Genomic DNA, 12,146 nt, shown 5'->3' on the forward strand with positions numbered 1-12,146 from the left:
GTTCTGTTGCTGACGGGTTGCCGGCCAGCGGCCGGCACTACCACCGAGGGGTCGGGCTGATCAGCTCGAGCACCACTCGCATTCGCTGATGTCGATGTCGTTGGAGCGCACGTAGTAGGTGGTCTTCAGCCCTTCCCGCCAGGCACTCAGGTGCAGCTCCAGCAAGGTGCTGGCGCGGATCGTGCTCGGCACGTAGAGGTTGAAGCTGATCGACTGGTCCACATGGCGCTGGCGGCGCGCGTTCTGCCGCACGCTGGCGAACTGGTCAACCTTGTAGGCGCCCTTCTCGTAGTACGGCCAGGTTTCCAGCGACAGCCCGGGCGCAGCCACCGGCCGCCGGAAGTCCTTCTTTTCCTCGTAGTAGAACGCGCTGTAGATCGGATCGATCGACGCGGTGGAACCGGCGATCTGCGCGGTGCTCATGTTCGGTGCCACTGCCAGCAGCCAGCCGTTGCGCAGGCCGTTGCTCGCTACCTCGCGTGCAAGACTGTCCCAGGCCGCGCCGCTGTAATCGCGGTCACGGAAATAGTTGCCGTTGTGCCAGTCGCTGCCGGCGAACATCGGGTAGCTGCCCTTCTCCTTGGCCAACTGCGCGCTGGCCTGGATGGTCAGGAAGTTGATGCGCTCGAACAGGCGATCGGACAGTTCCTCGGCCTCGGGCGATTCCCAGTGGATCGCCTGCTGTGCCAGCAGGTGGTGCCAGCCGAACGTGCCCAGGCCGATGGCGCGGTACTTGCGGTTGGTGATGGTGGCCTGCGGCACCGGCAGCGCGTTGAGGTCGATCACGTTGTCGAGCATGCGCACCTGGATCGGAATCAACCGTTCCAGCACATCCTTGGCCAGCAGATCCTCGGGGGCGGTGATGGCACGGCCGAGGTTGATCGACGACAGGTTGCAGACCACGAAGTCGCCCGCGCGGCGGGTGGTGACGATCTGGTCGCCGCTGACGATCTCCTGGATCATCCGCGTCGGGCTCATGTTCTGCAGGATCTCGGTGCACAGGTTGCTGGAATAGACCATGCCCGCGTGCTTGTTCGGGTTCTTCCGGTTCACTTCGTCGCGGTAGAACAGGAACGGATTGCCGGTTTCCAGCTGGCTGAGCATGATCCGCTTGAACAGGTCGATCGCCTTCACCGTGCGACGGCTGATGCGTTCGTCGGCCACCAGTTCGGCGTAGCGGTCGCGGAAGCTGCCCTGGCCACGCTTCTCGTCGTAGAAATCCTGCAGGTACCAGCCCTTGGCCTGCTTCACCTCGTGCGGATCGAACAGGTACCAGTCGGCACGGCGCTCGACCGCCTCCATGAACAGATCGGGCACACAGATCGCGGTGAACACATCGTGCGCACGCAGACGCTGGTCGCCGTTGTTCAGGCGCAGGTCCATGAAGGCTTCGATGTCGCGATGCCAGATGTCCAGGTACACCGCCACCGCGCCCTTGCGCTGGCCGAGCTGATCGACCGACACCGCGGTGTTGTTGAGCTGCTTGATCCACGGCACGACGCCGCCGGACGAGTTGGGTACGCCGCGGATCGGCGCGCCACTGCTGCGCACGTACCCCAGGTACGCACCCACACCGCCGCCGTGCTTGGACACGCGGGCAATATCGGTGTTGGAGTCATAGATGCCCTGCAGGCTGTCATCGACGGTATCGATGAAGCAGCTCGACAGCTGACCACCCACCTTGCCAGCGTTGGCCAGGGTTGGCGTGGCCACCGTCATGTACAGGTTGGACAGTGCCCAGTAGGCCTCGCCCACCAGCTGCATGCGGCGCACGCGGCCGCTCTCACCCGACCCGCCCTCGTTCTGCATCAGGTACAGGGCGATGGTCAGCCAGCGTTCCTGCGGCAGCTCATACACCTCGCGGCTGCGATCAGTGGCCAGATAGCGCGTGGCCAGCAGGTACAGGCCGTTGTAGGCGAACAGCCGGTCGCGCTCGGGGTCGATCATCTCACCGGCCTGCTGCAGCTCTTCCTTCGAATAGCAGCGCAGGATGTCGTTGCTGTAGACGCCGCGGTCGGCCAGGCTTTCCTGCAGGCCCACGAAGGAGCCGTACTTCAGGCTGACGTCGTAGAAGCGGTTGCGGCTGGCGCGCTTGTACAGCCGGCGCAGGTACAGGCGTGCGGCGAACTGTTCCCACTCGGGTGCGACAAGATCGACGCGCGACTCCGCTTCGCGGATCAGCAGATCCACCAGATCATCGGCACTGATGCTGGGCTTGCGCTCGACCATCGCCAGCACCACGCGGCGGTAGTCGGCCACATCCAGCTGCGGCAGCTCGGCGTGGATGGTGTCGATGCTGCGCAGCAGGCGTGCCGCATCGTACGGCAGGCGACGATTGCCGGCTTCCTTGGTGATCCAGGTCGGAACGCGCTCGCCGCTGGCGCGCATGGCGTCGCCGGCGCCGGCCAGGTCGGCCACGCGGAAGGTACTGTCGGTCATGGTGGTGGAACTCCAGGCTCGTACGCGCGTCGGCGCCCGATGCCATGGCGGCCCTGCACGCGATACCGGCGCGCGGAGCGAACGGGTGAAGTGCCAGGGTGCAGGAACGTAGGTCGTCGGCATCTGCCTGCGCCTGCGGCCGGTATCCGGGCCGTGGGGGCGACCTGCGTCCGCACGGTGGCGGCCGCGTCGACACGGCAAGCCTTCAGGGGCGGGCCGCGGGACGTTTGCTGCATGTCCGGCGGCGGCGGCTGACCGGGAGTGACAGCCACAACATAGTGGGGATGTTCCTAGCCGTCAACACAAGATGCGGTGATCGCGCGCCAACGCGACCATCGGTCGCAGGATGCCGTGTTGCACGTGCGCGACCTTGTCGACGCCGGACGCATCCCCAGTTCGGTACAACTTCAACTTTCATTGGAACACCCCCCATGCGCGCTGCCCTGTACTCCTCCTTCGGCGATCCAGCCCAGGTCCTCGCCGTTGCCGATGCCCCCCTGCCCGAACCCGGTCCCGGCGAAGTACGCATCCGCACCGTGCTGGCCTCGATCCACAACCACGATCTGCTGACCGTGCGTGGCCTGTACGGCTACAAGCCGACGCTGCCGGCGATCGGCGGCAGCGAAGCACTGGGCGTGGTCGATGCGCTCGGCGAAGGCGTCGACGGCCTGCAGATCGGCCAGCGGGTTGCCGCCGCCTCGGTGCACGGCACCTGGGCCGAAGCGTTCATCGCACCGGCGCGGATGGTGATCCCGATGCCGGACGCGATCGCCGATGAAATGGCCGCACAGCTGATCGCCATGCCGCTGAGCGCGTTGATGCTGCTGGAATTCCTGCACGTCGAGCAGGGCCAGTGGATCGTGCAGAACACCGCCAACGGTGCCGTCGGCAAATCGCTGGCGATGCTCGCAAAGGCGCGCGGCGTGCACGTGGCCAATCTGGTGCGCAATGCCGAGGCCGTGGCGCAACTGCAGGCACTGGGCATCGATCACGTGTTCGATACCTCGGTGGACGGCTGGAAGGACCGCGTGCGCGAAGCCACCGGCGAAGCGCAGGCCGCTGCTGCAGTCGACTCCATCGGTGGCGATGCCAGCGGCGACCTGGTCGACCTGCTCGGCCACCACGGCACCCTGGTCTCTTTCGGTGTGATGAGCGGCGAACCGATGCGCATTCCCGCCGGCGGCCTGATCTACAAGGAAGCCACGGTGAAGGGCTTCTGGGGCAGCAAGGTCAGCCAGGCAATGGCGGTGGAAGACAAGCGGCGGTTGGTGGGTGAACTGCTGAAGCGTGCGGCCGGGGGTGAACTGACCCTGCCGGTGGAGCAGATCTTCGCATTGGACGACATCGCCCAGGCGGCGAAAGCCGGCGCCGGCTCGGGCCGCAATGGCAAGGTGCTGCTGCGCGCGTGTGATGCCCACGGGGTCGGATCCCTTTCCGAAAGGAAAGGGCTCTGACCCTGCAGGAGTGTGCGGACCAACGGTCCGCACCCACCGAGATGGTCTGCCCGTGCGGACCAACGGTCCGCGCCCACCGGGATGATCTGCCCCACCGAGGCCGCCGACTTTCGTTAAAAACCTGTGATGTATAACTGAATGCGCTTTCGTCATTGGAAGGCGCACTCACCCGCGTGCGGTACTGACGGCTCCTCCACCGTTTGGCGTAGTCGCTTCCATGTATCGCACCACCCTGCTTTCCAGCGCGGTCGCGCTGGCCCTCGTCGCTGGCACCGCCGGCGCCGCTGAAACCGCCGACATCGGCAAGGACAGCACCACCCTCGGCACCGTGCTGGTGACCGGCTCGAACATCAAGCGCAGCGACACCGCCGGTCCCAATCCGGTGCAGATCGTCACCCGCGAGCAGATCCTGCAGACCGGCCGCTCCACCCTTACCGACGTGCTGCGCAACCTGTCGGCCAACGCCGGCAACAGTTTCGACGAACAGTACACCGGCAGCTTCGCTGCAGGCTCGGCTTCGATCGGCCTGCGCGGGCTGTCACCGAAGAACACGCTGGTACTGGTCAACGGCTACCGCGTGGCCAACTTCGGTTTTGCGCTCAACACCCAGGACACCTTCGTCGACCTCAATGCGCTGCCGATCAGCGCGGTCGAGCGCATCGAAGTGCTGAAGGATGGCGCCTCGGCGGTGTACGGCTCGGACGCCATCGCCGGCGTCATCAACATCATCCTGCGTCGCGACTTCCAGGGCGTGGAAGTCGGCGGTGGTTTCGGCACCGCCACCCAGGGCGGCCTGAACGAGCGCAAGGCCAACCTGCTGGCCGGATTCGGTGACCTCGAGCAGCAAGGCTGGAACGTGCTGTTCGGGCTGGACCTGCTCAAGCGCGACCGCCTCGACGCCGACCAGCGCGCGTACACCCGCGACGGCGATTTCCGCGACAAGCCCGGTGGCCGCCTGGCCGGCTGGTCCACCGCCGGTGGCAACTGGCTGTCCAATCCGCGCGCACCGCAGCCGTTCTCGCCCTGCCCCGAGGGCAGCGAGCTGCGTCCCTACAGCGACTTCGGCAGCACCCTGCCCGGCCAGGCCTGCGCCTTCAACGCGCAGCCGTTCAAGACCCTGCAGCCCGGCGCCGAGCGCCTGCAGGCATCGTTGAGCGCGACCTATCGCTTCAGTGACAGCGTCGAAGCCTTCGCCGACGTGCTGTACAGCCACAACAAGGCCGACCAGATCTTCAGCGCCCCGCTGACGGTCGGCCCGGGCCTGCGTGCCTACAATCCCGCCACCGGTACGCTGAGCGATATCGCCGCTGTCCTGCCGGTCGGCCATCCGAACAATCCGGGCAGCACGCCACTGCCGTTCGAGTACACCTTCTTCGATCTCGGCCCGCGCCTGAAGGACAACACCCAAGTGTTCTACCGCGCCCTGGCCGGCGTACGTGGCACCGGTGAACGCTGGGACTGGGAAGTGGCCGCACTGACCTCGCAGAGTGCGCAGCGCGAGTACGTGGACAACTTCGTTGACCGCTACGCCTTCCAGCAGATCCTGCGCGACGGCAGCTACAACTTCCTCGATCCGTCCAGCACGCCGGGCGCACTGGACGATCTGCGCCTGCAGACCAAGCGCCCGGGCTGGTACAAGCTGCACTCGCTCAACGTCAAGGCATCGACCTCGTTGTGGGAACTGCCGGCGGGTGCGATCGGCTTCGCCTGGGGCGCGGAATTCCGCAAGGAATCGCTGGACGCGCGCACCAGTGCGCAGGTGCTGTCCGGTACCGAACTGCGCCCGGCGATCAACATCGTCGACGGTGAGCGCCAGGTCAGTGCCGCCTATGCCGAGTTCAGCGTGCCGCTGCATCGCATGCTGGAGCTGCAGGTAGCCGGCCGCGGTGACCACTACGATGACTTCGGCAAGGCATTCTCGCCGAAGTTCGCGCTGCGCTGGCAACCGCTGGACAGCCTGCTGCTGCGTGGCTCGTTCTCGCGTGGTTTCCGTGCACCGTCGCTGCCGGAGATCGCACCGGGGCAGACCATCAGCTACGGCTCGGTGGTCGACCCGTTCGATCCGCTGCAGCCCGGCGGCAGCCGCGGCGTGACCAACCTGCGCACCGGCAATCCGGACCTGAAGGCCGAGCGCTCGCGCAACCTCAACGTCGGCGCCGTGTGGTCACCCGATGCCGATTCCAGCATCGGCCTGGACTGGTACCGCATCGAACAGGACAACCTGGTCAAGCCGGACAGCGCGCAGTTCATCGTCGACAACCCGGGCCTGTTCCCCGGTCGCGTGCAGCGCGATGCGCAGGGCCGCATCCAGATCATCACCAACCAGTACGCCAACCAGGGCGAGCTGACCACCTCGGGCATCGACCTGGAAGCCAACCGTACCTTCCGCACCGACGGCTGGGGCAACTTCACCGTGGCCGGCAGCTGGACCCACCTGCTCAGCTTCAAGCAGCCGCTGGTGGCCGGCCAGGCGCCCTATGACGGCGCCGGCAACAACCGCCATGGCGCGCTGCCACGCACCCGCGGCACCACTTCGTTGAACTGGGCGGTGGGCGACTGGAGCAGCACGCTGAGCCTGCAGTACATGAGCGGCTATGACCAGCGCGTAGCCACGGCCACCAGCAATCCGGGCCTGCGCGATCGGGTCAAGCCGTACCACCAGCTGGACCTGTACGTGGCCTATGAAGGCATTCCGAAGACCACGCTGTCGCTGTCGGTGCTGAACCTGACCGACAAGGACCCGCCGTTCGATCCGGCCGGCGGTTCCAACGGCTTCGACATCAGCCAGTACAACCTGCGCGGGCAGTTCGTTTCGCTGGGCGCGCGCTACCGGTTCTGATTGAACAGGAGGGCGCGGACCAACGGTCCGCACCCTCCAAAGGCAAGGGCCATGCCCGGCGTGGCTGCATCAACGGCTCAGGTGCAGGAACTGCAGGTGCCGTTCGTACTGGCTGATGATGTCGTTGATGATCTGCTTGCGGCTGTAGCCGACCAGATCGTAGTCCTGGCTACCCTCGTACAGATGCACCTCGGCGCGGTAGTAGCGCTGGTTGCGCAGCTGCTGCGCGGCGAAGGACGGGGTCAGGTAGCCACTGAGGATCACCCGGTACTGGAAGTCCTGCTGCTCGCCGTGGTTGACCGACAGCTCCATGTCGCCCGCTTCGAACCGCGTCTGCACGTCCCAGCCCTGCTCGCGCAGCTGCTCGGCCACCGCCTCCATCGCCGGCTTCACCGTGTCATCCATGAAGCGGTACACCTGGTCGCGTACCGGGAAGTGCATGGCCTGGGTCAGGCGCTGGCGCCAGCCCTGGTGGTGGCGGTCATCGCCGATCAGCGGCGATGGCCTGAACTGCTGCGCGCGCTTGCGGTGCGACTCGTCACTGAAGGCACGGGTCAGGCCCCACATCATCAACAGCAGCACCGCCGAGAACGGCAACGAGGCCAGCACCACTGCTGATTTCAGGGCATCGATGCTGCCGGCCAGCAGCAGGCCAGCGGTCAGCACCGCGATCACCGTGCCCCAGAACACGCGTAGCCAGCGCGGGCCATCGTCCTCCGGCGCACCGCCATGCGAGGACAGCGTGGACAGCACCACCGCCCCGGAATCGGCCGACGTCACGAAGAAGATGAAGCTGACCAGCACGGTCACCCCGATCACCGCCTTGCTCCACGGGTAGCCATCCAGCAACGCATACAGCACCGTCGGTGGGTCATCCACCGCCAGCTGCGCCAACTGCTGCTGGCCATGGTGCAGCACCTGGTCCAGCGCGCTGTTGCCGAAGATCGACAGCCACGCCAGGGTGAAGCCGAGCGGGATCAGCAATACGCCGAACACGAACTCGCGGATGGTGCGGCCGCGCGAGATGCGCGCGATGAACAGGCCGACGAACGGCGCCCAGCCGATCCACCAGGCCCAGTAGAACACCGTCCAGCCGCCCAGCCATTCCGGCCGGCCGCCATAGGCGTATACGTCGAAACTCTTGCCCACCACGCTGCCCAGGTAGTCGCCCAGGTTCTGCATCAGCGTGCTGAGCAGGTACTGGGTGGGACCGGCGCACAGCATGAACAGCACCAGCGCGATCGCCAGCAGCATGTTGATGTTGGCCATCCAGCGCACGCCCTTCTCCACGCCGGACACGGCCACTGCGACCGCCGCGCCCATCATCGCCACCACCAGCAGGATCTGCACCATGTTCGAGTGCGGCACGTTGAACAGGTGCGACAGCCCAGCGTTGAGATGCAGCACGCCGAAGCCCATGTCCGCGCCGATGCCGAACACGGTGGCGACGATGCCCAGGGCGTCGACGGTATAGCCGATGGGGCCGTTGATGCGCTTGCCGATCAGCGGATACAGCGCAGACCGCAATGCCAAAGGCAGGTTGTGCCGGTAGGCGAAATAGGCCATCGCCATCGCCGCCAGCGCGAACACACCCCAGCCATGCAGGCCCCAGTGCAGGAACAGCAGCTGCATGGCCTGGCGCGCACCGGCCTCGCCCGCGGCCGGATCGCCCTGCGGCGGCTGCAGGTAGTGGGTCAGCGGCTCGGAAACGCAGAAGAAGAACAGGGTGATGCTGATGCCTGCTGCGAACAGCATGCCGGCCCAGGAGAGGTAGCTGAACTCCGGTTCGTCATGGTCGGCACCGAGCTTGATGCCGCCGTACTTGGACAGCGCCACGCCGACCACGAACACCAGGTACAGGGTCATCGCCAGCAGGTAGTACCAGCCGACGTTGAGCGCGGCCCAGTCCTGCGCCTTGACCAGCAGGCGACCGGCGCCGATCGGATACAGGCTGACGAACAGTGCGAAGGCAACGACAACGATCGCCGCGAAGGCGAAGACGGGCCGCAGGGTTCGCACCGGCTGATGTTGAGGCTCCAGTGCTTCCATGGGCAGCCATCTCCGGATCGATCAAAGAGTAAGCCGACCGATTCTGGCTGAATCGCAGTGGACACAGGATGAAGTCGTGGCATCGCGCAGGCACGATCGGCTGGATTTCCGTGCTACGCGCGCGCCTGCAGACCGGCGGACGTGCCGGGCGGCGTTGTCACTTTGGTCCGATTACGACACGCCGCGTCCGGCACCGACGATTCACCCCATCACATGCACGGCGCACAGCTTGTTGCCGTCGGGATCACGCAGGTAGGCCAGGTACAACTGGCGCCCGGCCTTGTGCCGCACGCCGGCCGGGTCTTCCACCGCGGTACCGCCGTGGGCGACCCCCGCTTCCTGCCAGGCATGCACCGCCTGCGGGTCTGCCAGCGCAAAGCCGATGGTGCCGCCGTTGGCATGGCACGCCGCCTCGCCATCGATGGGCGGGATGACCATGAACATCCGTCCATCCTTGATATAGACCAGCTTGCTCTCGTCATCGAACACGCCTGCGCGACCGCCGATGGCAGTGAACAAGGCATCGTAGAAGCGGCGGGAAGCCGCCATGTCGTTGGTTCCGACAGTGACGTGACTGAACATGCGGGCACTCCGTTGCGGGAAAGCCCAAGTGTCGGCCACCTCACTGATCGCCGCAATCAAGCCGGGATCACGCCGTACTGAGCAGCAGCACGGCCGCAGTGACCAGGCCGATGCCGATCCAACCAATCGGGCGCAGGCGGTTGCCGAACAGCAGGCGACCGCAGGTGGCCGTACCGATCACGCCGATCGCGCCCCACATCGCATAGGCGGTCGCCAGGTCCATGTAGCGCACGGCCTGGCCCAGCAGGGCAAAGGCGATCCAGACCAGCACGATGGCGCCGACACCCCAACGCCAGCGACGGAAGCCATCGGACTTGGCCACCATCATGTTCGCGGCCACATCGATCAGCGCCGAGCAGATCACGAAAAACAAGGCCATCAAGTTCATCAGTGCGCCTCCCCGAGGGTGACACAGACGATGCCGACCACCGCCAGCACCAGACCGGCCAGCTGCTGCAGCGACAGGCTCTCACCGAACACGCTGATGCCGACCACGGTCAGCAGGGTCAGGCCGAGGCCTTCCCACACCGCATAGGCCACGCCGACGGCGATGCGGCGCACCGACAGCGCCAGGAAGTAATAGGACAGCGCCAGCGCGGCGGCCATCACCAGATAGCCGGTCCAGCCGCCATCGCGGGCGGCATGGGCCATGAAGGACGTGCCGACCACTTCGGCGACGATCGCCACGGTCAGGCAGGCCCAGGCGACGAAGGCGCCACGGGCGGGAACAGTACGGGACATGTGAAGCTCCTTGCGGGACGGGGGCCGCGCCCCGTCATCAGTAGATCCACGCCGTGCGTGGATGATCCGGAACGCCCCCGCAGACAGGGGCGACGGCGGCCAGTATCATCGTCTTTTACGGTGGTATCAAAATGGATTCCATCGACAGGAGCGATGGATCAATGCCCTATTCTCCCGAATCCCTGCAGGCCTTCGTCGAGGCCGCCGCGCTGGGCTCGTTCTCGGCGGCCGCCCGCCGGCTACGCAAGACCCAGTCCACGGTCAGCACTGCCATTGCCCATCTGGAAGCGGACCTGGGCATGGTTCTGTTCGACCGCAGCGGCCGCTATCCGCAGCTGACCGACGCCGGCCGCCAGGTGCTGGGCCACGCGCAGGAAATCCTTGCCGCCGACGCGCGCCTGCAGCAACTGAGCGTGCGCCTGTCCGCTCCCGTGGAGCCACGCCTGACCGTGGTGTTCTCCGATGTCTACCAGCTCGATCCGGCGCAACGTGTGCTGCAGCGGTTTGCCGAGGCATTTCCCGAGATCGAGCTGGAATGGCTGGATGCCGAGGGTCGGGACGTGCTGGAACTGGTTGATGCTGGCCGCGCCGGGCTGGGCCTGCTGCCGCGCCAGGCGCAGTACCCCGATGCGCTGGTGGCCCAGCCCCTGGCCCACCACAGCGAACTGGCGGTGTACGTGGCCAGCGAACATCCGCTGGCGCAGGCAGGCGTGCGCGCAGCCGCGCAACTGGCTCGGCATCGGCAGGTGCGGCTGAGCGCGCAGGCCGACCACGCGCCGCCGATCAGCGGGCCGGCATGGACCGCGTCGGACTACCTGATGGTGATGGAGATGGCCGAGGACGGCATCGGCTGGGCCGAACTACCGCGTGCGCTGGTGCAGCGCTACGACCGGGGCCGCCTGCTGGAACTGCGCGTGCCGGGCTGGCCGCGCCGCATCCACAGCGACCTGGTGTGGCGCCGCGATACGCCGCCTGGGCCGGCAGCGTTGTGGTGGGCCGAGGCGTTGGGGTGAGGTAGTGCCGGCCGCTGGCCGGCATCCCCTTGCCCCGTGGTTGCCGGCCAGCGGCCGGCGCTACCGATCAACGATGGGCGAGCGCGTAATCGAGCGCCGAGCACACCGCCGCCACCTGCGCGTCGTTGCACTGCTGCGGCGTCGCGCGCGGGCTGTCCGGATAGACCTCGGTGGTGGTGGTGTACTTCGCCCCGGTGATGCCGGCGCACAGGCCCAGCGGCACCAGCGCGTACTCGATCACACCATGCGCGACCACTGGCGAACCGATGATCTCGCCCTTGTCGTCAGCCAGTGCGATATGGGTCACCTTCTCCACTTCGGCGACCACGGCCTGCTGGAAGGCCGGCTGCGGATTCCCGCTGTCGTCCACCAGGTAGAAGCCATCGGGAATCAGGCCCGGTTCGAACGGCTTGCCATCGCGCGCGGCGAGTGCGGGACGGAACTCGCTCTCGTCGCTGTCGGTGGTTTCGTGCAGGTCGATGTGCAGCACGAACTGGCCCTTCAACGGTGCGATCAGTTCGATCAGCGCCGTCGATTCACGGGCCGGGCCGTCCGCGCGGAAATTGCGGTTCGGGTCGATCGCATCGAAGTTCCAACGGTTGATGCGCTCGAAGCCCCACGGATTCACGCACGGCGCGACCAGAAGGTTGGCCTTGCCGGCGTAGTGGGCGGCATGTTTTTCGAGGAACTCCAGCGCGCCCATTACGCCACTGGTCTCGTAGCCATGCACGCCGCCGGTCACCAGCGCGGCCGGCAACGCCGGGTTCCAGTCGCGGCTGCGCAGGGCGAACAGGGTGTAGGTCTCGCCTGCATAGTCGAGCTGGCCGTAGGCCACCTTGTCGAAGTGCCCGGCCAGTGCATCGATGCGCGGCAGCACCTCTTCGTCGTAACGGCGCAGGCGCTGCTGGCGCGCACGCCACTGCTCCCTTTCCGCAACGCCCCACGGCTGGCCAGGGGTACCGACCGGGTAGAAAGCAGCAGTGGACATGGCAGTTCTCAGCGGGTCAGGAGGCAATCGGCCACTTTACC

The 12,146-nt window shown here is 66.5% G+C and carries 9 protein-coding genes; 3 read left to right on the forward strand and 6 right to left on the reverse strand.

What is annotated here, in order from left to right:
- Nucleotides 1–60 precede the first annotated feature (60 nt).
- Nucleotides 61–2,388, reverse strand: coding sequence for a ribonucleoside-diphosphate reductase subunit alpha (locus tag AC1DKR_RS02005; RefSeq protein ID WP_478031202.1), 2,328 nt, complete (start codon nt 2,386–2,388; stop codon nt 61–63).
- 482 nt (nt 2,389–2,870) lie between these two features.
- Between AC1DKR_RS02005 and AC1DKR_RS02010 the strand changes: the two genes are divergently transcribed.
- Both AC1DKR_RS02010 and AC1DKR_RS02015 read left to right on the forward strand, forming a co-directional pair.
- On the forward strand, nt 2,871–3,893 hold the full coding sequence (locus AC1DKR_RS02010; RefSeq protein ID WP_478030779.1) for a zinc-binding dehydrogenase: 1,023 nt from the start codon (nt 2,871–2,873) through the stop codon (nt 3,891–3,893).
- A 217-nt stretch (nt 3,894–4,110) separates the two neighbouring features.
- The gene (locus AC1DKR_RS02015) at nt 4,111–6,732 is read left to right on the forward strand and encodes a TonB-dependent receptor (RefSeq protein WP_478030781.1); all 2,622 of its coding nucleotides are present in this window, start codon (nt 4,111–4,113) and stop codon (nt 6,730–6,732) included.
- Between the two features lie 69 nt (nt 6,733–6,801).
- On the opposite strand, the gene betT is transcribed toward AC1DKR_RS02015, so the two are convergent.
- From betT to AC1DKR_RS02035, 4 genes are all read right to left on the reverse strand, one after another.
- Complete coding sequence (gene betT / locus AC1DKR_RS02020; RefSeq protein ID WP_025878562.1) at nt 6,802–8,781, reverse strand: choline BCCT transporter BetT; 1,980 nt, start codon at nt 8,779–8,781, stop codon at nt 6,802–6,804.
- Nucleotides 8,782–8,982: 201 nt separating this feature from the next.
- Nucleotides 8,983–9,363: a VOC family protein gene (locus AC1DKR_RS02025; RefSeq protein ID WP_478030783.1), complete on the reverse strand. Its 381-nt coding sequence runs from the start codon at nt 9,361–9,363 to the stop codon at nt 8,983–8,985.
- Between the two features lie 67 nt (nt 9,364–9,430).
- On the reverse strand, nt 9,431–9,751 hold the full coding sequence (locus AC1DKR_RS02030; protein WP_032975307.1) for a DMT family transporter: 321 nt from the start codon (nt 9,749–9,751) through the stop codon (nt 9,431–9,433).
- Entirely contained in the window at nt 9,751–10,104 is a 354-nt protein-coding gene (locus AC1DKR_RS02035) for an SMR family transporter (RefSeq protein ID WP_032975306.1), read from the reverse strand. Before AC1DKR_RS02035 ends, AC1DKR_RS02030 begins: the two co-directional genes overlap by 1 nt.
- A gap of 161 nt (nt 10,105–10,265) precedes the next feature.
- Here AC1DKR_RS02035 and AC1DKR_RS02040 point away from each other — a divergent pair, with 161 nt between their 5' ends.
- Nucleotides 10,266–11,117 carry a LysR family transcriptional regulator gene (locus AC1DKR_RS02040; protein WP_394197579.1) on the forward strand — a complete coding sequence of 284 codons (852 nt, stop codon included), beginning with the start codon at nt 10,266–10,268 and terminating at the stop codon, nt 11,115–11,117.
- Nucleotides 11,118–11,184: 67 nt separating this feature from the next.
- Here AC1DKR_RS02040 and AC1DKR_RS02045 read toward each other — a convergent pair whose 3' ends face one another.
- A complete protein-coding gene (locus AC1DKR_RS02045) occupies nt 11,185–12,105 on the reverse strand; it encodes a M14 family metallopeptidase (RefSeq protein ID WP_478030787.1) in 921 nt (306 codons plus the stop codon).
- Between the last annotated feature and the right edge of the window lie 41 nt (nt 12,106–12,146).

The sequence above is a fragment of the Stenotrophomonas sp. 01N47 genome (genome assembly GCF_056399165.1).